General features: G+C 62.0%; 18 protein-coding genes and 3 pseudogenes. 13 read left to right on the forward strand and 8 right to left on the reverse strand.

Features of this window, described 5'->3' with window-relative positions; all coding sequences use genetic code 11:
* Positions 1 to 44 precede the first annotated feature (44 nt).
* From V7066_RS15515 to V7066_RS15525, 3 genes are all read left to right on the forward strand, one after another.
* The gene (locus V7066_RS15515) at positions 45 to 1,055 is read left to right on the forward strand and encodes a DUF2493 domain-containing protein (protein ID WP_330705261.1); all 1,011 of its coding nucleotides are present in this window, start codon (positions 45 to 47) and stop codon (positions 1,053 to 1,055) included.
* A 405-nt stretch (positions 1,056 to 1,460) separates the two neighbouring features.
* Positions 1,461 to 2,444 carry a DUF2493 domain-containing protein gene (locus V7066_RS15520; protein ID WP_334183889.1) on the forward strand — a complete coding sequence of 328 codons (984 nt, stop codon included), beginning with the start codon at positions 1,461 to 1,463 and terminating at the stop codon, positions 2,442 to 2,444.
* A 199-nt stretch (positions 2,445 to 2,643) separates the two neighbouring features.
* On the forward strand, positions 2,644 to 3,246 hold the full coding sequence (locus tag V7066_RS15525) for a hypothetical protein (RefSeq protein WP_334183890.1): 603 nt from the start codon (positions 2,644 to 2,646) through the stop codon (positions 3,244 to 3,246).
* On the opposite strand, the gene V7066_RS15530 is transcribed toward V7066_RS15525, so the two are convergent.
* The gene (locus tag V7066_RS15530; protein WP_334183891.1) at positions 3,247 to 3,483 is read right to left on the reverse strand and encodes a hypothetical protein; all 237 of its coding nucleotides are present in this window, start codon (positions 3,481 to 3,483) and stop codon (positions 3,247 to 3,249) included. It lies immediately after the preceding gene.
* 204 nt (positions 3,484 to 3,687) lie between these two features.
* Between V7066_RS15530 and V7066_RS15535 the strand changes: the two genes are divergently transcribed.
* From V7066_RS15535 to V7066_RS15565, 7 genes are all read left to right on the forward strand, one after another.
* A complete protein-coding gene (locus V7066_RS15535; protein WP_334183892.1) occupies positions 3,688 to 4,035 on the forward strand; it encodes a hypothetical protein in 348 nt (115 codons plus the stop codon).
* A 421-nt stretch (positions 4,036 to 4,456) separates the two neighbouring features.
* Positions 4,457 to 4,783, forward strand: coding sequence for a hypothetical protein (locus tag V7066_RS15540; protein ID WP_334183893.1), 327 nt, complete (start codon positions 4,457 to 4,459; stop codon positions 4,781 to 4,783).
* A 705-nt stretch (positions 4,784 to 5,488) separates the two neighbouring features.
* Complete coding sequence (locus tag V7066_RS15545) at positions 5,489 to 5,788, forward strand: CopG family transcriptional regulator (protein WP_334183894.1); 300 nt, start codon at positions 5,489 to 5,491, stop codon at positions 5,786 to 5,788.
* Positions 5,789 to 5,854: 66 nt separating this feature from the next.
* Positions 5,855 to 7,948, forward strand: a complete 2,094-nt coding sequence (locus V7066_RS15550) for a type IV secretion system DNA-binding domain-containing protein (protein WP_334183895.1) — start codon at positions 5,855 to 5,857, stop codon at positions 7,946 to 7,948.
* Positions 7,945 to 10,899, forward strand: a complete 2,955-nt coding sequence (gene mobF, locus V7066_RS15555) for a MobF family relaxase (RefSeq protein ID WP_334183896.1) — start codon at positions 7,945 to 7,947, stop codon at positions 10,897 to 10,899. The genes V7066_RS15550 and mobF overlap by 4 nt, the downstream gene beginning before the upstream one ends.
* An 11-nt stretch (positions 10,900 to 10,910) precedes the next feature.
* Entirely contained in the window at positions 10,911 to 11,486 is a 576-nt protein-coding gene (locus V7066_RS15560; protein ID WP_334183897.1) for a restriction endonuclease, read from the forward strand.
* Positions 11,486 to 11,986: a lytic transglycosylase domain-containing protein gene (locus V7066_RS15565; protein WP_334183898.1), complete on the forward strand. Its 501-nt coding sequence runs from the start codon at positions 11,486 to 11,488 to the stop codon at positions 11,984 to 11,986. Before V7066_RS15560 ends, V7066_RS15565 begins: the two co-directional genes overlap by 1 nt.
* A gap of 301 nt (positions 11,987 to 12,287) precedes the next feature.
* On the opposite strand, the gene V7066_RS15570 is transcribed toward V7066_RS15565, so the two are convergent.
* From V7066_RS15570 to V7066_RS15580, 3 genes are read right to left on the reverse strand one after another with little or no spacing between them, the layout of a single operon-like run.
* Positions 12,288 to 12,494 (reverse strand): hypothetical protein, encoded by a 207-nt coding sequence (locus tag V7066_RS15570; RefSeq protein ID WP_334183899.1) that lies wholly within the window; start codon positions 12,492 to 12,494, stop codon positions 12,288 to 12,290.
* A complete protein-coding gene (locus V7066_RS15575) occupies positions 12,494 to 14,080 on the reverse strand; it encodes a phytoene desaturase family protein (protein WP_334183900.1) in 1,587 nt (528 codons plus the stop codon). The genes V7066_RS15570 and V7066_RS15575 overlap by 1 nt, the downstream gene beginning before the upstream one ends.
* Positions 14,077 to 14,886, reverse strand: a complete 810-nt coding sequence (locus tag V7066_RS15580; RefSeq protein ID WP_334183901.1) for an SDR family NAD(P)-dependent oxidoreductase — start codon at positions 14,884 to 14,886, stop codon at positions 14,077 to 14,079. Before V7066_RS15580 ends, V7066_RS15575 begins: the two co-directional genes overlap by 4 nt.
* A 61-nt stretch (positions 14,887 to 14,947) precedes the next feature.
* Here V7066_RS15580 and V7066_RS15585 point away from each other — a divergent pair, with 61 nt between their 5' ends.
* Positions 14,948 to 15,427: a winged helix-turn-helix transcriptional regulator gene (locus tag V7066_RS15585; protein ID WP_334183902.1), complete on the forward strand. Its 480-nt coding sequence runs from the start codon at positions 14,948 to 14,950 to the stop codon at positions 15,425 to 15,427.
* Between the two features lie 396 nt (positions 15,428 to 15,823).
* Here the strand turns inward: V7066_RS15585 and V7066_RS15590 are convergent.
* The 4 genes and pseudogenes from V7066_RS15590 to V7066_RS15605 form a co-directional block, all read right to left on the reverse strand.
* A pseudogene (locus V7066_RS15590) lies at positions 15,824 to 16,651 on the reverse strand (IS110-like element ISShsp1 family transposase); the annotation flags it as partial.
* Positions 16,652 to 16,661: 10 nt separating this feature from the next.
* Positions 16,662 to 17,902, reverse strand: a protein-coding gene (locus V7066_RS15595) for an IS3 family transposase (protein WP_334183903.1) whose coding sequence is annotated in 2 segments (ribosomal slippage) — positions 16,662 to 17,548 and positions 17,548 to 17,902 — 1,242 coding nt in all. Because the reading frame shifts where the segments join, the coding sequence is not laid out codon by codon here.
* A 52-nt stretch (positions 17,903 to 17,954) separates the two neighbouring features.
* A pseudogene (locus V7066_RS15600) lies at positions 17,955 to 18,182 on the reverse strand (IS110 family transposase); the annotation flags it as partial.
* A 79-nt stretch (positions 18,183 to 18,261) separates the two neighbouring features.
* Positions 18,262 to 18,357: pseudogene (locus V7066_RS15605) on the reverse strand (transposase domain-containing protein); the annotation flags it as partial.
* Positions 18,358 to 18,481: 124 nt separating this feature from the next.
* Here V7066_RS15605 and V7066_RS15610 point away from each other — a divergent pair.
* Entirely contained in the window at positions 18,482 to 19,264 is a 783-nt protein-coding gene (locus tag V7066_RS15610) for a hypothetical protein (protein ID WP_334183904.1), read from the forward strand.
* Positions 19,265 to 19,412: 148 nt separating this feature from the next.
* On the forward strand, positions 19,413 to 19,977 hold a 565-nt coding region (locus tag V7066_RS15615; protein ID WP_334183905.1), incomplete at its 3' end, for an IS5 family transposase.

The following is a 19,977-nucleotide window of genomic DNA, read 5'->3' on the forward strand; positions in this document are numbered from 1 at the left end:
TTCGCGGCCCTTTTCCTTTTGCCCCCCTGACAGGGAGAAGTTCCATGAGCCACGACCATTCGCGCAGCATCAGCCGCTTGGCTGATCTGCCCGCGCTGTTCGCCGAAGTGACCGCGACCCCGGAATTCCAGCGCGCGTTCGGTGATCCCATCCCCCTCTCGATCATCAGCCCGGGGGATGAACCCGGCGAACACGACATGCCCGAGCCGCTCCACGCACAGGCCGATTGTGCCGGGGTCATCGCCACCATTTTCGACCTGCTGACCGACACCCGCCTCGATGCGCTCGCCCCCGAGATCGCATGGGGCATGGTGAACAGCTTCCATTTCGTCGCCGGAAAGCTCGAACGGCAGGAAGACCTGTTGGCCGACGAACTGCGCGACATGATGCGCCGCTCCGACCTTTCCGAGGTGTTTAACACCGAGCTCGAGGAGAAGCAGCTGCTGTGCCAGTCGCTGTCCGAACAGCGCGAAGCGGTCGAGTGCATGCGCGACTATGCGGCCGACACCTTCCGCGTGCTTTCGGGCCGTCCCTGGTCGCCGGCGCGCGGTTCGCGGGTCTCGAAGGTCGCCACCGCCACGCAGGTCGCGATACAGGACTTCCTGCGCGCCCGGGAGCTCGCCGAGCGCGAGCGGTACCGCCCGCGTGGCCCGATCGTCGTCGCCTCGGGCCATGCCGAATGGCACGACTGGCAGATCCTGTGGGACCGGCTCGACGCGATCCTCGCGCGGATCCCGCACATGACGCTGGTGACCACCGCGCAGCGTAAGGGCTTCGATGCGATCGTGGCCTCGTGGGCGGGGAGCCGCGAGGTCCAGCTCGTCACCTACTCGCTGATGGGCGCGGGGCGCGGCGCGCCCTTTGCCCGTAATCGCAAGCTGGCCGAACTGAAACCCGTCGAAGCCGTGCTGGGCGAGGGCTCGGGCATTCAGGCGAACCTCTATCAGGCGCTGCGAAAGGTCGGGGTTCCGATCCATGCCTTCCGAAAGGCCGATCAGGCACCCGCCGAGAAGATCACCGCGCTTCCGCGGGGCCGCTCTCGCCGAGTAGCCTGAGACCGAAGTCTTAGCGCATTTTTCGAGGGACGGCGCGCCGCGCCGTCCCCCCTTTTTTGCGCAAGGGGCGTGCAGGGTCGCGAGGTCGCGGGCGCTCCACTGAGAGGTAAGCGCCTGGAGGCACCCGTTGCGAATCAGGGGCATCGAGCCCCAGATTCGCAAAGCCTCTTCTCTCTCTCAAGAATTCCAATGGTGGCACGGGACCGCGTCGGCCTCAAGGACGACGGGGCCCCACCATTTTTCCGGGCGGGTCGGGCGTCGCGCCTGGCCTGCAATGATGATGGCCGCCCGGAAAAATCGTGACCCCCATCGCCGGCTGCGCCGGTCGCGTTCCGCGATCCTTGACCCCGCCGCTCGGAGCCCGTGCCCAGGGGGGAACCTCTTTCGTTTCTACAGGAGGTTTCCATGACGAAGATCCACCGCAGCGTCCGCCCCTTCTCCGACATCGCCGAATTCATCGCGCAGGAAACGATGGGGGGCGCGACCGACGACTTCCACGCCGCATTCTCCTCCGATCTTGGCGGCATCCGCATCGGGCGCGGCGAAGAGGAGATGGCGACCGACATGCCCGATCCGCGCGAAGCCCAGCTTGCCGTCGAACTGATCGTCACGACCCTCTTCGACCTGCTGCGCGACACGCGGCTGCAGCCTGCCGCCGAGCGCCTCGCATGGGGCATCGTGAACAGTTTCCATCACGTCGCCGACCAGTGGCAGGGGCAGGCCGATAAGGCGACGCGCGACATTCAGGACCTGCTGCCGCGCGCCGACGGCAGCGAAATCCACGGCGTCGAACTCGAGCAGGCACAGGGCGAACTCGAATTCCTCGACGAAGCCACCGACGCCCTGCGCTGCATGCGCGACCATGCCGCCGACGTCTTCCACACCGAAACCGGACGGCCATGGTCGGCACCGAAGGGATCGCTGGTCTCGAGTAAGCGTACCGCCTCGGTGATCGCCGCCACCGATTTTCTTGCCGCCCGCCGCCAGCGCCGCACCGACGCGCATAACCCGCGAGGGCCCATCGTGATCTTCTCAGGCGGCGCGGACTGCTGGTTTGACGACCGCCTGATCTGGGCGAAACTCGACGACGCGAAATCCCGGAACCCGGCGATGGTGCTGGCGACGACCGCACAGGATAAGGGATGCGACGCGATGGCCGCAGCGTGGGCCGCCTCGCGTAAGGTGAAGCTCATCACGTTCCGCCTCAGCGCCAAGCTGGGGAAGAGGGCAGGGTTCGTCCGGAACGAGCAGATGGTCGGACTGCGACCCGTCGAGGCGCTGGTCTGCGAAGGGTCGGGCCTGCAGTCCCACCTCGCGCGCCTCGTGAAGGAGAAGCGTATCCCGGCGCGGTTCGTGAGGCTCAGCGATCAGGGATGGGAGGCGCAGTGAGATTCCGCCAGAGGATCGGTCCGGTTCGCCGGGCCGGTCCTCATTTCTTTTTACCAAGCGTAGCTCTCGCCCCCGCTCAGGGACCCGCAGGCGGGTCCGTCGCGGGCGCGATGCGGGACCGCCAGGCGGTCCCGGCCTCCTGCGCGCGGCTTCGCCGTGCTCGTCGCAGGGACACCCTCCGGGTGCGGTCTGGGCGGGGTTGGCTGAGGGGCGAGGCCGCGTCCTGCCACCAGAGGAGAGGAGGGCAGAGAGGGGTGGCTCATTCGAGGAGATTAAAGCCCTGTCCGAGCATCTGCACCTTTCTAATTCGGCCGTTTTCGTTTCCGGATCGCTGTCCATTACCGCGCTTCCCGAGCCCGTGATCGAACGCATCGATGGTATCCTGTACCGTGCGCTTCCCATCCTGATCGGGGACGCGCGCGGCGTGGATCGATTGGTCCAGCGCCATCTTTCCGATCGCGAGATCGCTGCTGTCAGAGTCTACTGTTCCGGCGAGGAACCGCGTCATAATATGGGCGACTGGCCTGTCCGGCGCATTCCTACTTCCGGGCGAAAGGGCACCGCCGCCTTCCATGCCGCGAAGGATGCGGCGATGGCGCGCGATGCCGCCCTCGGTCTCGTGATCTGGGATGGTCGCAGCCGGGGCAGCCTTGCGAATATCCACCGGTTGGCGGCGCAGCGGCGCTTCATCATGATCTGGTTCGGGCCCGAAGCGCGGTTCATCACCCTGAGATCGGATTCCGACAGGGACAGCTTTCTCGAGGCGCACCCCTGCCGGAACCTGGTGATGACCGGCGCGTGATCAGATCGCTGCCGGCAGTCCTTTAATCGCCGTCAGCGCCGCGCCGCCGCCTACCCGGACCGCCTGTGTGAGAAGCTCGCGAAACTCCTTTTCCGTGAGCTTCTCCACCGGCATCTCCGCGATCATCGCGGCATATCTGCCCCGCAACGCACGGCGCGCGTTTTCCAGTTCATCGTTCATCTTGCGCTGACGCGCTTCGAGATCGGCGAGCCGATCCCTTTCCGTCATCTTCGGCATTTCCATCGTCCTTCCCCGATGGCCTGCCCGTCGCTTGCGACTGTGCCACATCGGCGGGTCGGCGCAAGCGGGGATTGCCGCTTCCTGCGGAACCGGCGGGGCTTCGCGCCTGGCCGCTCCTGTCGGTCCGTCACCGACCACATCCCATCCCATCCATCGGCCCGCGGTGCCTGTCCTCCGCGGACACCCCATGAGGAGGCTTTCATGCTCACCATCGAACCCGATTACGACCGATTCGTCGAAACCCATGAACCGCACTATTTCTCTGCGCAGGCGAGGGGGTTCGCTCTCATTCGCCAGATCGAGCGCCACCTCAAATGGGCTAATTCCTACGCGGGCCAGTACTATGGTTACACCGATTACGAGACCGGTGACTTCGTGATAACCGGCGAGTGCGACGAGGAATACGAGGCGGAATGGAACCGGGCTTCGGACCTCGCCCGGATAGGTGCCCGCTCCAATGCGTATCGGATCGTCCGGGCGCAGGGCCGTGACGACGAGGCGGCCATGCTCATCCTGGAAGCGCACGCGTTGGTCGCCCAGCAGGGCTGATCACATATCCCGGGACCGGGCCTGACGCCCGGTCCCTTTTTTTTGCTTTCGGGGAGACCCCACCCATGAACGCCATCCCTCAAACCTCCTCGCCACGCACCACCGCGAAACTGCAGCAAGGGTGCCCCGCCCCTGCCGGTACGAGGCTGCGCAGCGCGAGCGCGCTGCGTAAGGCGGGACGCACGGCGCGAGGCCGTTTTGTAATGGACCCTACGCACGGGTGCTGCTGAGGGAATTTCCACATAAAATCATATAGATATGCTTGTCTTGCATGTATGGCGTGAACACGGGCGGATGTAGTACGGCGAACACCGGAGCGAAGTCGATGACGCTATCTACCTGAGATGATATGGTTTGTTTGCGTGATACATGTCTCACGCCATGCTGAGTCTGTTCTTCTTGCGATAGGAGAATTCGGCCGATGACTGAATTGAACCAGGACTATATCGACGCACTTCACCGCGCCATGGTCGAGGCCATTTGCAAAGTCTCCGCAGCCAGGCAGCAATCCGCATCGTCCGACAAGGGGGACACACTTTACATCGGTACAGCCGAAGTATGTCAGGCCCTCACCAATTTGCTGACCGAGTTTCTGGAAGGCGTGCCTGGTCTGGACAGGCCGGGGGATGTGAGGCAGCTGTCGGATACCGTTGCCAGAAAGATCCGTCGAGGTATCGCCGAGATACGGCGGCACCGCGACGCCACCGGCGGCGCCCCCTTGCCGTCCATCGTCATCCGGGAAAACTGACACATTTGCCTGGAAGCGAACTGGCATTTTTGCGGGCGTGGGGCGAAGGGGGCATATCTTTTCGAGGGGCGACCATATTGCCCTCATTGTTGCGTGACGGCATTTCACCAATCTGAATAATGATCCGCGCACAGACCGCAATGCCGGGCGGATATTGACCCCAAATGGCGTTCTCAAACATCAGCCCAGGTTTTGAACAGGGCGTCGTGCCGGAGAAAACCCATCCTGCCTAAAAGGGGCAGATTTTCTCGTTCGGTCAAGGCTTATGGTGAACATTTTGGTTGTCGTTGATCGCCACCTTTTACGTAACCGGCGGCGAACGGTTGGGGATCACGCGCCTGTTGAGCGGACCTCATTCGTGTCGCTGGTCTGCGATTTTCCGCTCCTCTCGATAGTCCCGGATACAGTTAACCAGATACCAATCAGAGCGCAGGGTCTTTCGAGTTTAAGTGAGATACCAGCGTCGCCCGGCGAACCAGCAAATCCTCAAAGGCGGCTATGCCTATTCCGAGCGTCGAGGGATTGAAGCTGCTGGTAACAGCATAGGTCGCCACGCTTGACAGGAGGGATGACTGCTTGGCCTCGTATGGACGGTTCCTGGCAAAGACCATGCAAATGGCCGGCGCTTGAAAGTCGAATGGAGTCGTAGTACAAAATAGGCGCTTCATGACAGCTGCGAAGGTTCCTAAAACGGAGTGCCTTCGCGTGCCCAAGATCAATTTCCGTCTCGAGGATACGCTGCATCTCGCGCTGATGCGGCGTGCGCGGGCGGCCAATTTGCCCCTGTCCGGCTTCATTCGCCAGGTGCTCGAACAGGCGATCGACGAGCGCAAACGCTATGTCTTTTCCTCGCAGGACGAGATCCTCGCAACCTCCATCCAGATTCTTTCTATCCTCGCGACCTCGGTAGGAGGCCGCTCGCCCGAGGTGCTGGAGCAGGGCATGGCGCAGGCGCGCAGTATTCTCGCAGAGCGCGGCCTTCTCGGTGAGGAGGAGGGACGATGAGATGCTCGGGCTGTTAAACACTATGCCGCTACGCGGCTCCGCGTCCAACAGCCAGGAGGTACTCCAGTGAGCATCTTCCGCAACGATACGCTGGGGTCATGGACGCGCGGCGGTCAGGCAATCGTCCACAATGTCCGCATGACCACGCAGGTCTTTTACCAGACCCTGTTGGCCGGCGTCATCATCTGGATCATCGGCACGATTTGGTATGCGTTCGAGAAGTCGACCGAATATGAACGCTTCGTGCTGGTCAAGCTCGCCGAAGCGATGATCAAGGTCGATGCGGCGGGCGGCACCAACGATCCGGTGCAGTTTCGAACACCTGAGGGGCGGGACTACTGGACCTCGGCCGACTGGCTGGTCGCGTCTCCGCTGGCGAAGAAGACGCTGCATGCCTTCGAACTCTATCTGCTGCACGGCGCATTGATCTCGGGCCTGTTCGCGCTCGCCATGCTCGGCTGGGCCTGGTTCTATTTTACCCGAACGGGGAGGGGCCTTGGCTCCAACGAATATCTTCGCGGCGCGCGCTTCGGCACGATCCGGCAGGTAAAGCGCGCCTTGTGGCGGCAGAAAAAGGGACCGCTTGCGATCGGCAAGGTCCCGGTGCCTGAGGCTTATGAGCCTGAACATATCCTGCTCTGCGGGGCGCCCGGCACCGGCAAGACCAACCTCATCGTCGGCATGCTCGAGGGTATCCGCAAGTCGGGGCGGCGCGCTATCGTCTATGACACGGCGGGCACTTTCGTCGAGAAATTCTACCGCCAGGGCACCGACGTGCTGCTCAATCCGCTTGACCAGCGCACCGCCCGCTGGTCGCCCTGGGTCGATGTGCCACGCGACTATCATTATGACCAGATCGCCGAGTCCACGATCCCCGACAAGCATGGCGATCCCTTCTGGGCCAAGGCGGCGCGGGGAACGCTTGTCGCGGTCATGCGCAAGCTCGCCCGCCAGCAACACACCTATGTCTCGGTGCTGCTCGACCGGCTGCTGCGGTCCAAACTCAAGGATCTCGCCGCCTTCGTGACCGGCACCGACGCCGCCGCTTTCATCAGCACCGAAGGCGAGCGGACGTCGGCCGGTATCCAGGCCGAGCTTGCATCGGTGATGCGCAGCTTTGGCTATCTCGACGATACCGAGGATGGTTTCTCGATCCGCGACTGGGTCGAGAAGGGCGCGGAAGGAAGCTGGCTCTTTATCACCGTAAAAGCCGACCAGCTTCCTTCGCTGCGTCCGCTGATCACCGTCTGGCTCGATATCGCCATCAGCGCGATCATGAGCCTGACGCCCGATCGCGACCGGCGGCTATACTGCGTGATCGACGAATTGCCGACGCTGCAAAAGCTGCCGAGCCTTTCCGATTTCCTCGCCCGGGCGCGCAAATATGGCGGCTGCGGCATATTGGGCTTTCAGTCCTATCCGCAACTCGAAGCCACTTACGGCATCCAGGACGCCGCCGCGATCACCGGCTATTGCTCGACCTGGGTAGCGCTACGGGCCAACGATACCGCGACCGCCAAACATGTCTCTGAAAATCTCGGCCAGGTCGAGCAGGTCGAGGCGAATGAGGGCATGTCCTACGGCGTCAATGACATGCGCGACGGCGTCAACCTGTCGCGCATGCAGGTGACGCGGCCGCTGGTCATGCCGACAGAGGTCACCAACCTGCCCAACCTCGTGGGCTTCCTGCGCTTCGGTCGCAACCTGCCGGTGGTCCGGTTCGACAGCCGGTTCAACGACGTGCCGACGCTGGGGCCAGCCTTTCTCGAACGCACGACGCCGCCCATTCATATCGACAAGGCAAAGACACTGGTCCGCATCGCCCATGCCGAGGCGGTCGTGCGTGAAGCGATGGAACGCGAGGGGGCACAGACTCCTCAGTCGCCCCCGAACCCGCAAGACAAGCTATCGACAGGATCACCAGCGGGCTCCGACGCGCCTCCCACGCCTCCCGCACAGCCGGACCTGTTCGTACCTCCTCCGGCAAACGTAAATCCCGGCCAGATAGAGGAGATATTGCGGAATGGCGAGAATGCGAAGCTAGACCTGCCGGCTCGTACGCTCTGGACAATGCTGGCGGGCAGGCAGGGTGAAATCCGCTCCGATCTTGTCCAGCATGGCCGCGAGGATGGTCCGCGTGAACCGGCCAAGCCCGCATGATCCAGCCCCAGCGCCTCCATGGCAAACCGGCCAATATCGCCAGATATTATACGGTCGGCGATTACTACACCAAGGGCGGCGACGAGCCCTCCGAATGGGGTGGCAAGCTGGCGCAGGATCTGGGTCTTTCCGGATCGGTCGACGCAAAACTGCTGCGCGACCTGCTTGCCGGGAAAGTCGGCGAACAGCAACTCGGGCGTCATCGCGCAAATGGTGAAATCCAGCATCATCCCGGCTGGGATTTTGCCGTCAACGCGGCCAAGTCCGTCTCGATCATGGCGCTGGTGGCGGGCGATGAGCGGGTGCTGGCCGCTCATGAACATGGGGTCACCGCAGCCATCTCTTATTTGGAGGAACAGGCGCAACTGCGCCGCCGGGACGCGGGCCAGATCGTCCACGAGACGACCGGCCGGATTCTGGTCGCCCGTTTTACCGAACATGGCAGCCGGGAACTCGATCCCCATCTCCATACCCATCTCGTGGTCCTCAACATGACGAACCGCGCTGATGGCGACCCCATGGCGAGCCTGGAAAGCCGGGTCATGTATGGCGAGCAGCGCGTCGCCGGGCAGATCTATCGCAATGCCCTGGCCTTCGCCTTGCGGGAGACGGGCTACCAGATCGACTTCGATCCCAGATCGGGCCTGTTCGAAATCCGCGGCGTTCCAAGCGACCTGATGGAGAGTTTCTCCCAGCGTGCGGAGCAGATCGAAAAGCATGCGCGTGAACATGGTCTGGTCGGACAGAAGGCGCAGCGTACCTCCTTCTATGCAACGAGGCGGGCCAAGGTGAAGATCGCCTATGATGCCCTTTTGGGGCAATGGCATAAGCGGGCCGGCAAGTTTCTCGATACGCTGGAACAGACCGCCTCGGCTGCCCGAAGCCAGGAAGACGAACATGCAGCGCCCAGCGAACGCGAGGCGTCGCGGGCCGCGCTGTTCGGGTTGCGCCAATTGGAGACCGCCGAGGCGGTCAACAATCTGGGCGATATCCTGCGCACGGGCCTCGCCGCCCATGTCGGCGAAGTCCGCCTTGAGGATATCCGCCCAAGACTTGAAAATCATGAAGTCTTGCGCAAGCTGCTGCCGACCCATGAGCAGACCGGCGACACGGTGCTCACCCGTGGGCGCACCAGTCGGACATCCTGGCGCCTGGAACTGGCGCTGACCCAGCATATCGCGCTTGGTCTTGGTGACGGCCGCCCGATTGCTTCGAGCGGTCGGGTGCTGTCGGTACTGGAAGAGACATCACTCAACGGTGAGCAACAGCGCGCGCTGGTCGAGACGGCACTCTCGCGCGATCGCGTGACCGCGATTCACGGCGTCGCCGGCTCGGGCAAATCGACGCTGGTGCGGGTGCTGGGGAACGCGGCAGAGCCCGGCACGACCTTGATCGCGCTGGCGCCCACATCCTCGGCTGCGGCGGAACTGGGAAGCAAGGCGGATATCGCCTCTCATACCGTCGCCGGCTTCGTGGCGCGGGGCGGGCAGGGGATTACCGATCGCCATGTGCTGGTGCTCGACGAGGCGGGACAGTTGGGAAATCGCCAGGCAAGGCGGCTGCTCGAGATCAGCAGGGCCACGGGCGCACGGCTTTTGTTCCTGGGCGACGAAAAGCAGACCGGGGCGATCGAGCAGGGGAAACCTTTCTGGCTGATGCGCAGGCTGGGATTGCCGACCGTCGAGCTGACCGAGGCCGTGCGGCAGGAAACCAGGTCGATCAAGGCGGCGGTCACTGCGGCGAGGACCGGGGACTTCACGCAGGCGCTGGCCAAGCTCGATAGCGTAAGCACCGTGACCGACAATGAGAAAATGGCCGAGCAGGTGGTCGCAGCCTGGGTTCGGCTGAAGCCGGATTCGCGATCCGGCACCAATATTCTCGTCCTCGACAATGCGACCCGGCTGATCGTCAACAGCAAGATCCGGGAGGCCCTCAAAGCCGAGAGCGGCCTCGCGGCCGAGGACAGCCGGCTTTCGATACTCGCGCCGGCGGGCCTCACTGACATCGAAAAGCATATGGCCCGCTTCTATACCGCAGGCCAGGTCGTGCGCTTCGATCGGGACCTCACACGCCTGGGCGTTGCGCGAGGCGCCGATTACCGTGTGGCAGGCCTTGGCAGGGACGGTAATGGTCGGCAGGTCGTGCGGCTTGTTGATGAGAATGGGCGCGAGATCCGCTGGGATCCGCAGACAAGCAGGGCGCAGCATATCAATATATTCAATCCCGAGGAACGGGATCTGGCCGAAGGCGACCGCATCCAGTGGCGCCTCGTCAACCGCGAGCTCGATTTGCGCAATGCCGAGCGCGGCACGGTCGAAAAACTCGACGGAACATTGGCGACGATCGGCTGGGACCGGACCGGCAAAACGCAGCTGGTCGATCTGTCGAAGCACCAGACCTGGGATCATGGCTATGCGGAAACCGTATATTCCTCCCAGTCCAAGACCTATCCGCGTGTCTTTGTGCTGGCGCCGGTCGAATCGCCGCTTGTCAACGCCCAGAATTTCTACACCGCCATCACCCGCGCAGCCTTCGGCGCCCGGCTCTGGACCAACAATGTCAAGGAACTGATCGCCAAGCTTGAACGCCAGTCGGGTGAGAAGACCTCTTCCTCTGAAGGGCTGGGGCGCATGAAGGCGGATCGCGTCGAGGCCTTCTCGAAACGCCAGGCAGGCCATCTGAACGGCCTCAAGACCGAGCAGGAACGCATGCGTACCGAGCGGCGCGACCGGGCGCTCCAACGCCAGCTTGACAGGCGCGAGCAGCCACCGCGTGGCGCGGCCAACCATCTCGCCAAGGGCGCGCGAAGCATCGCGCAGGTCCTCGACGGGTTTCTCAGCCGCATCGTCGATCGAGCCCGCATCGAACGCGATGCCGCGCAAGTCCGCACCGATCAGCCGATCCATGCGCCTGTGTCGCAGCCCGAACCTCCCCATGGTCCCGAAAGATAAGGTCACTGCCCATGCTGTTTGTCGTCCTGGCCTTCGTTCTGATCCTGCTTGCGCTCGCTCTGGCGCGATTTCGAGTACCTCCACGCCATCGCTGGCGACGGCGGCAGGCCAGGACCATGGCATCGCAACTATGCGGCCGCGACCGGCTGCAGCCACCCCAATTACTCTATGCCCGGCTCAGGGCCATGGATCCTCTCGCCTTTGAAGAACTGCTGCTGGAGAGTTTCGAGCGGCGCGGTCACAAGGTGATCCGTAATAATCGGTATACGGGCGATGGCGGGATTGATGGCCAGGTCGTTATCGATAGCGCGACATGGCTGATCCAGGCGAAACGCTATTCCGGCGCCATCCGGCCCGAACATGTCGTCGCCTTCGATACGCTCTGCCAGGCGCGCGGACGTCGGGGCCTGTTCATTCATACTGGTCGCACCGGGCCTCAAAGCCGCCTGTCTGTCAGCCATTCCGGCGTCGTTCGGATCATTTCCGGGCGGTCCTTGCTCGCTCTGCTGACCGGTGGCCCGGATCCCGGTTTGACGGCAGACATCGAGCCAGCGCGCTCCATGCCACAGATACGGAAGATCAACTGATGCAGAAATATTGTCCATTCCTGTCGGCTATGCTGTTCAGCATCACACTCTTGCCGCACGCAGCATTGGCAAAGACACGCAGTGTGGAAGAGGAGCGTCTTATCGGCTCCTGCATTCGTAAAGCATCACTCGGAAAACCATGGCTGGAAAAGACACTGTGGGGACTACGCGACCAGGAAGCGGGCTGGCTGGGAGCGGAAATTCGCAACAGCAACGGCTCGCATGATCTGGGCCCGCTGCAGATCAACAGTTGGTGGGTCCCGCGCATCGCCGGGGAGGTCCAGAGGTCGGAGAAACAGGTTCGCAACTGGTTGCGGTTCGACGCCTGCTTCAATGCGGAAGCCGCGCGGTGGGTGTTCTTGTCTGCTCTTCGCTCCTCGGGCGATTATTGGACCGCCGTTGGAATTTATCACAGCCCGACGCTGTGGCGACAGCGACGATATCAAAAGGCCGTTGCCCGGCACCTGCAGGAAAGATTTGGCGACAATGTATTTCGATAACCAGTTTCAGTTCAGGCGGTCGCTGCGAAATATGTGGCCTCACATGTCAAGTTTGTCGTCACCGCCTCTTGATCACTGCTTTCGAACGCAAGATTACGCGCGCAATCTAGCCGTTTTTGTAGCCGTTCTTGAGCCCAAAGGGGCGTCGCTGCGACCAGCAACCTCGAGCCGAGCGATAATCTGCGTAGAAAAGAAAGTGCGGCGCTGAGTATTTTGGGCTGAAGCAGCGCAGAGGTCCATCAGATCGTCTTCGCTGCTAGTCGCCACGATAGGCCGAGATCGTGATCACCGGCAACATTTCCTATCCCTTGCGAAACAACAGTGTCAGCAAGAAGAAAAATGTCTTGAAATCCAGCAACTTGAGCGCAGCCCGGGCCTCCTTGGGCGTCAATCTGGCGACCATCGGCATCGCGCCAAAAATCTTGCCCCGGATCACCAGCGTATTACCGTCACGTTCGATCTTGCGGACGGTCATCAGCTCCTTGTCGTTCGCATCGAGGATTTTCATCAGACCGCACCTCCACAAACCTTTTCGTAATCGATATCGAGATCGTCCATCATCTGGATCGCGGTAGCGCGTCCCGCGCCGAAGACGCCGCCGCCGGGATGCATGAAAGGACCGACAAGGTAGAGGCCGGCGACACCGGGCACGCGGAAGCTCCCCAGATCAGGCGTGGGACGATGCCCCATGGATTGGTAAAAGAAGGGCCCGCAGCCATGTGCATCCCCTTCCACCATCGAGTTGGGGCTGCCCCGTTCGTGGTCAAGCGGAGAGCAGATCTTGCGGCCGAGGATATTGTCATCATCAAAATTCTTGTAGAACTTGCGATATTGCGCGAGGGCTCGATCGCCATGCTCCTGTTTCCTGGAATCCCACGCAGCGGCGCCGCCGTCATGAAGATGATAAGGCGCGAAATTCACGCCGTAAAATACACCGGCACCCTCGGGCGCGCGCGTGGGATCGAAGATCGCATTGTCACCGCCGGCGATCAGGCGGGATGAGACTTCGCCGCGACGCAGCTTGTCATATTCGAGACACATGTCGCGCGTCGTGTAGAAATCCATGAGCTCGGTCATCATCGCATTGCAGTCGTTGCCGACTTTGAGCTGGAGCCTTTCCCTGAGCGTGGCATGGGTGAGGTTGATCGTGAACGTGGATTGCGTTACCCGCCCGGCACGTTCCAACACCGGCTCGGGCGCTTCGCTCACGAACTCGCGCAGTTTATGGGGGTGGATCGCGCCGATCACTCCGTCTTTGGCCATGAGCTTTTCGCCGTCGGACAGCTCAAGCCCGACAGCTTTGCCGCCCGAGACGATAACGCGCTTCACCTCGGCATCGAGCCTGACCTCGCCCCCGAAATGTTCCAGAGCACGGACGAGCGCATGGCTCAATTGGCCCGAGCCGCCAACCGGCATCGAGCAACCATAGGTGTGGATGATGCCGGGCATGACGAAAGCGCCCATGCCCGTTCCCAGTTCGTCCGGCATCTGAAGATTCTCGGTCACCATGCGAACGATATGGAGCCTCAGCATCTCGCTTTCGAAATAATGCGAGACGACATCGAGCGCGGAACGCTGCATCAGGTCGAGAAGAAACCGTCCCTCGTCGGACTGGTCCATCATTGCGACAAACGCGCCAAGAGGGAAGGGCGGAGAATAGAGGCCCGCCGTTAGCATAGGGAGCGCGTTCATGCTCATCTGCGCGAATTTGCGGTAGCTTTCGGCATCCCTGGACGAGGTGACCCGCTCGATCTCCTGGCAGGTCCGGTCGAGGTCCTTGTAGCTGCGGATGACGGTTCCGTCTTCCCAGATGCTGACGTGGATCAGGTCCGGGTAGATATATTTGAGGCCGAATTTGGAAAGCAGCCCCAGCTCGTCCTCGCGCAGCATCGGGTTGCCCTGAATCATGATATGCACGTTGGAGTGCTCGTCATGCAGGTAGCCCGGCTGGATCAGCTCGCGCGTCGAAACCCCGCCGCCAAAATAGGACTTGCGCTCGAGGACGAGCAACTTCTTGCCCGCCTTCGCCATGTAAGCGGCGGCCACGAGACTGTTGTGGCCTGCGCCCATCACCACGATGTCGTACTGGCTCATGAGATGTCTCCCGAAAAGAAGGACCGGAACTGGGCGATCCCGGGGACGTGGCTGGCGCAGCCCCCGTCCGCGACGAGCACCTGGCCGGTGATGTTGCGCGCGGCGTCCGAGGCGAGGAAGGCGACCGCTTCGGCGATGTCTTCAGGGACGCCCAGATGCTCGCGCAGGGTCTCGCTTTCCACCGCTTTCAGAAGTGGGGGCGGAAATGCCTCACGCAGGCCGGGGGTCATGGTCATGCCTGGCGCCACCGCGTTGCAGCGCACGCCGTCGAGGCCATGGCTCGCCGCGATCGCCCGGGTCATCTGAATGATGGCCGCCTTCGATGACGAATAGGCGGCCTGGATGATGTGACCCTGGAGCGCGAGATTGCTCACCGTATTGACGATGTTGCCCCGCGATTTTCGCAGATGGGGCAGGACGGCCCGGCATGCGATCATCGTGCCGCGCACGTTGATCGCGTAGGTCCGATCCCAAAGGGCGGTTCCCATCTCCTCGATGTTGCCGTCCGCCCGCGCTACTTCGGCGTCCAATAGAGCAGCGTTGTTGTGCAGGACGTCAAGCCGGCCGAAATGATCGACGGCCTGCGCGACCATCGCTTCGATCGAGCCCTCCTGCTCGAGGTCGAGTTCTACCGCGATCGCCTCGTCCAATTCGGCTGCGACCGCTTGCGCCGCCTCATAGGCGATATCGGCAACCACCAATCGAGCGCCACGCGCGGCCATCAGCCGAGCCGTCGCGGACCCGATCGCACCTGCACCACCGGTGACAATTGCCACCTTCCCATTCATGTTGATTGAATTGCCCATTTGCACCTCTCTGGCGTCGGGATTAACCTGTCGCCCCACCATGAGAAGGAGGCACTTATTTGTGCCCACCAACGAGGCCGATGTGACCCGTACGCTTAACGAGCTCGCACAAGAGATGGAGCGGCATGGTGCTGACCGTGATGCACCCGTTCGCTCCATCATGGCGATGCTCGGCGATCGATGGACAATGCTCATCCTCCAGGTTCTTGCGACGGGGGAATGGCGACATGCGGAACTCCGCAGGATCCTGGCGAAACTGTCAGCGGAACAGGATATTTCCCAGCGTGTTCTGACCCTCAAGCTGCGCGCGCTCGAAAAGGAAGGGCTTGTCGTGCGTATCGCAACAGCCGATGTTCCGCCGAAAGTCTCGTATGAGCTCTCCGGGTTGGGGCGTTCCCTTCACGGGCAGGTCTTTCGCCTGATCGCCTGGATTGAAACGAAGGCTCCGGCAATTCTGCAAGCGCGCGATGATTACGACCAGGCGCAGCGTGAGCGGCCTTTGTGGCACGAGAATAACTGGCCGGATTTGCGTACATCCTGACAGAGCCGTATGCGTTCGGTGAGGACCCTTCAGGTTTGGCCTGAGCCTTGCTGAGCGCGGGTCAGGCTGCCTGGGCGTCGTTGTGAAGCTGGGCCTGACGCGCTTTCCAGTTCCATATGTGGACGGCTCCCTCTTGCAAGGGCTGAACGGAAAATTTGATCGGATCGCTTGCTTCCATATGTCCGGCCTTTCGGTGCGGTCGCACGTGACCGCTGGCCAAGATGGTTTCCGCGGTGTGTGTTCCCAACAAGGCAGCGGCCTGTGATGGCCACTGGAACTGACGGAGTGTCACACGCCTCGGATCGATCGATCGCACCATCTGCTCTCTTCATGCAAGATCACGGACCAGCTCAGTACGATAGCATTGATATTCTGCTCATCGCTCCTGGCTAATTCTTATGCTGCTACCGCAGTAAGGGCGGGCGGCGCGACGCATTGGTATCGCTCGCCGCTCACCATGAGTTTCCACGCGACACGTGCGGCTTTGTTAGCAACGGCAACCGCAACGAGCTTAGGTGATTTTCGTCCAATCAAGCCGATAAGCCATGGTGTGAGATTCCTGCCTCGCCCATTGCGGGCGTGCTGAACGACTGCGGTAGCTCCGACCACGAGCGTGCTTCTGAGAAGCTCATCACCAGCGCGAGTGATAACGCCGTGTCTTGTCTTGCCGGCGGTCGAGTGATCTTTGGGGGTCAGGCCCATCCATGCCGCAAAATCCCGACCGGATTTGAATAGATGCGGATCGGGCGTTTTCATCATGAGCAAGGTCGCGCCGATAGGCTCAACGCCGGGAATTTTGGCCAGTCGCTGACTACATTCGTCGTTGCGATGCCATTCCATCAGCTTCGCGTCGATCCGTTCGATCTCGCACTGGAGCTGCGCATATTCCTTTCCCTGCAGCGCAAAAAGTTCGCGCGCCAATTCGGGTATCGCTTCATCTGCCGCGATGCGCTCGAGAAGCGGTACGACGCGACATGCACCCGTCGCCGCGGTGATGCCGAACTCCGCGCCATACCCTCGTATAGCGTTGACGAGCTGGGTGCGCTTCTGGATGAGCCTTTCGCGCACCCCGACCAACATGAGCGCGGCCTGTTGTTCTGCAGTCTTTACCGGAACGAAGCGCATTGTTGGGCGGCTCACCGCTTCGCAGAGAGCTTCGGCATCCGCCGCGTCGTTCTTGCCGCGCTTGACGTAGGGCTTCGCTAATTGCGGCGCAATCAACTGTCGTTGCCCCCTAATTGCCTGACGAGGCCTCGCGGGTTTGGGTGATGTACTCGCGGGGTGATCGGTAGCCTAGCGCCTTGTGCGGATGGACCTCGTTGTAGTGGGTTAGCCAGCGGGGCAGTTGCTCGATGACAGTGCGTGCATCGGGCGTCGGGTTTACACGGACGTAGTCGCGCTTGAGGGTGCGCACGAAAGCTTCGGCCATGCCGTTCGATTGCGGAGAGCTGACCGGCGTGGTGCGGGGTACGAGGCCGATATCGCGCGCGAAGCGGCGAGTATCGTGAGCAACGTAAGGGCTGCCGTTATCGCTGAGCCATTCAATGGGCGAGGCCAAGCGGTTCACCGGGCCAAAGCGATGCTCGACAGTGGCGACCATCAGATCACGGATGTCCTCGGCGGTGATGCCGCCGGTGGTAGCAACGTGCCCCATGGCCTCGCGGTCACAGCAGTCGAGTGCAAAGGCAACGCGCACCTTTTCGCCATTGTCGCAAGCGATCTCCAAGGCGTCAGAGCACCAACGGGTGTTGCGCCGATCGACGGCAACGCGACCATCATGGCGCCGCTCCTCCCGGCTGCCGTTGTGGCGCTGAAGCAGCAGCCCGTGCACCTTCATGACCCGGTAGACCCGCTTGGGATTGGGCGCTGTGCGCCCGATCCTGGCAGCCTGGCGGCGCAGAAGGGCGTGGACCCGGCGATAACCGTAGGTGGGCAGATCGGCGATCAGCGCCCGGATGTCGCTGACCAAGTCGGCATCCGGTAGAGGCGGTCGACCTCGCCGACGTGTAGGCGACCGGTTGTGCATGGCTGACAGGTGCTGGCGGCTGACGCCCAACGCCTCGGCCACCGCGCTCACCGGTCGTCCCCTGGCAACGAGATCGAGCGCAAGAGGAGTTTTTTTGGGCCTGCGGCCCGGGAGACGTCCTCCCGCAGTATCTCGGCTTCCATGGTCTTCTTGCCCAGCAGGCGCTGCAGCTCGGCGACCTGGTTCTGCAGCGACCGGTACTCGGAGGCGGGCACCACCTCCTCGCCGGCACCCGCGGCAGTCAGCGCACCCTGCGCAACCAGCCTGCGCCAGGTGAAGATCTGGCTGCCACTGATGCCATGCTGCCGGGCTACCAGCGACACGTTCATGCCCGGCAGATACGTCTCCTCGACGATCCGGACCTTTTCCTCCGGGGTCCAGCGCCTCCGGCGCTGAACCCCGGAGAGGACCTCGCCGCCACTGTAGCGCTTAGTCGTATGCTCAGTCATATGGCTCACTCTTATCTAAGAGCGAGACCCTGTCAGGTCATTTCGGGGGCCAACTCATCAACCTTACATCATGCCCGAGCGATCCGAGAAGACGAGCCCAATGATGTGAACTGCCGCATGCCTCGATAGCGACGACGGTGGGCGGCAGCTTTTCGAAAAACCGAACCATTTCCCGGCGCGTCAACTTCTTGCGCAGCACTGCCTTCTCCGCTGCATCGACGCCATGCAGTTGAAAAACGTTCTTTGACGTATCCATGCCTATGCGGGTAATTTGCTCCACGGGCGGCTCCCTTGATTGAGTCTTGCAACGCACTCACTCTGGCACATTGCGATGCCGTTGGGAGCCGTCCACCCCAACAGGGCAGGAGTTCATGGCGGGTCTGTGGGTGATCGGAGATCGTCGCGATGACGTATGCAAGCCAAGCATGCGGATCGACGTCATTGAGCCGGCATGTTTATGCCGGACGACGAACTATGCCGAGCGGGCGCATATTCGCCAACCTTTATCGTGATCTGACGGCGGCCTGATCGACATAGATTTAGACCTCTCCATCGCAGTCAATGCGAAGGGGAGACGAGATGGGAGAGATTCATTATCTGCAGCGTAGCAGGCTGTATCGTAAGCTGATCCATGGCCCTCACAGCGAGTTCGCCAGCGTATTTGCGGATCGGCTCTTAGCCGATCAACTCAGTCGACAGTGTGCGATGCGGTCGCTTAGCCTGTTCCGCGATCTCATGGACTGGCATGTCTGCGGAGGTAGTCGCGCGAGCGACCTGAGCGAAGCGCACATCTCCCGGTTTGTCGAGCACCGCCGCCAACATTGGCATGTCGATAGTTGGGATAACGCAGCGCTTCGGCGCCTGCTGTCCGCCCTGCGCGACAAGGGGTTGGTCGCGGACGCAGTTTCGGTCGAGCTCACGGAGCAGCAACGGATCGTTGAGGACTTTTCGGCCTTCATCATCAATGATCGCGGCCTTTCTCATAGCGCCAGCGACCGCCACAATCTGTTCGCACGGCGTTTCCTGCAAGAGGTGTTTCCGGCAGGCTCATGCGAGTTTGCGATCCTCAACCCTGAGCTCATCATACGATATGTTGAACGCCATGCCCTCGATGGCGCTGCGGACAGCGGCAAGCAGATGTGCTGGAGCCTCCGTGCTTTCCTCCGTTACCTGCATCTGAGGGGGCATATCGGCGCTCCTTTGGCGGACTGCGTGCCGTCGATCCGCCGCTGGCGCCACGCGGGGCTGCCAACATTCCTGCCGCCGCAGAAGGTCCAGCAGGTTCTCGACGGATGCGACCGGACGACGCCGATGGGACATCTTGGTGGACCCGGCATGCAGTCTCCCTGGGTGGCTCCATGATCGCCTCGTTCAATGGAAGCCTGCCGACGTTTCCAAGGCCACTGGAGTAACGCGAACCTTGGCCGTGGCTAAAAGCAGTTCCTGATGGCTTTGTTGCGTAACAAGCTGATGGATTCCCATGAGGAACCGGATGTCATAGGTGGGCGAAATGCCCAAGCCGACACCTGCGCAGTACCGAACGACCAATTGGCCCGCGTATAATGCAGCGCTGAAGCGCCGTGGATCGCAGGAGGTTTGGCTTGATCCTGCGATGGCGTGGTTTGCGGTGCCGGATGGGCGTGCGGGTCGTCCGCTGCGATTTTCCGACGAGGCGATCGAGTTTTGCCTGACGCTGAAAGTGCTGTTCCGGCTTCCTCTGCGACAAGTGACGGGGCTGGTTGAAAGCCTGCTGAGGATGGCGGGGCTAGACTGGCCCGTACCGGATTATACGACATTGTGCCGCCGCCAGCGGACCTTGTCTGTGGACCTTGGCAGGCGCTCCAGTGCCGATGGCCTGCATCTGCTGGTTGACAGCACCGGCATCAAGATGATGGGTGAAGGGGAGTGGAAGACCAGGAAGCATGGAGCTTCCCGCCGCCGCCAGTGGCGCAAGGTCCATATCGGGATTGACGCCCGGACCCTGGATATCCGGGCGATCGAAGTCACGACCAATGCGGTTTGCGTGTTTCGGAAAGTCCCGGACAGCGATTCCGGTAAGTCGCGGACAGTGATTT

The organism is Novosphingobium sp. (assembly GCF_036820275.1).
In the GTDB taxonomy this organism is placed as follows: Bacteria; Pseudomonadota; Alphaproteobacteria; order Sphingomonadales; family Sphingomonadaceae; genus Novosphingobium.

What these genes read in the sequence shown, in the direction of transcription:
- V7066_RS15575 (WP_334183900.1), bottom strand. Translation starts at nt 14,080, where the DNA reads ATGAGCCAGTACGACATCGTGGTGATGGGCGCAGGCCACAACAGTCTC.
- V7066_RS15570 (WP_334183899.1), bottom strand. Translation starts at nt 12,494, where the DNA reads ATGAAAATCCTCGATGCGAACGACAAGGAGCTGATGACCGTCCGCAAG.
- V7066_RS15515 (WP_330705261.1), top strand. Translation starts at nt 45, where the DNA reads ATGAGCCACGACCATTCGCGCAGCATCAGCCGCTTGGCTGATCTGCCC.
- V7066_RS15580 (WP_334183901.1), bottom strand. Translation starts at nt 14,886, where the DNA reads ATGGGCAATTCAATCAACATGAATGGGAAGGTGGCAATTGTCACCGGT.
- mobF (WP_334183896.1), top strand. Translation starts at nt 7,945, where the DNA reads ATGATCCAGCCCCAGCGCCTCCATGGCAAACCGGCCAATATCGCCAGA.
- V7066_RS15610 (WP_334183904.1), top strand. Translation starts at nt 18,482, where the DNA reads ATGGGAGAGATTCATTATCTGCAGCGTAGCAGGCTGTATCGTAAGCTG.
- V7066_RS15540 (WP_334183893.1), top strand. Translation starts at nt 4,457, where the DNA reads ATGACTGAATTGAACCAGGACTATATCGACGCACTTCACCGCGCCATG.
- V7066_RS15535 (WP_334183892.1), top strand. Translation starts at nt 3,688, where the DNA reads ATGCTCACCATCGAACCCGATTACGACCGATTCGTCGAAACCCATGAA.
- V7066_RS15520 (WP_334183889.1), top strand. Translation starts at nt 1,461, where the DNA reads ATGACGAAGATCCACCGCAGCGTCCGCCCCTTCTCCGACATCGCCGAA.
- V7066_RS15530 (WP_334183891.1), bottom strand. Translation starts at nt 3,483, where the DNA reads ATGCCGAAGATGACGGAAAGGGATCGGCTCGCCGATCTCGAAGCGCGT.
- V7066_RS15565 (WP_334183898.1), top strand. Translation starts at nt 11,486, where the DNA reads ATGCAGAAATATTGTCCATTCCTGTCGGCTATGCTGTTCAGCATCACA.
- V7066_RS15560 (WP_334183897.1), top strand. Translation starts at nt 10,911, where the DNA reads ATGCTGTTTGTCGTCCTGGCCTTCGTTCTGATCCTGCTTGCGCTCGCT.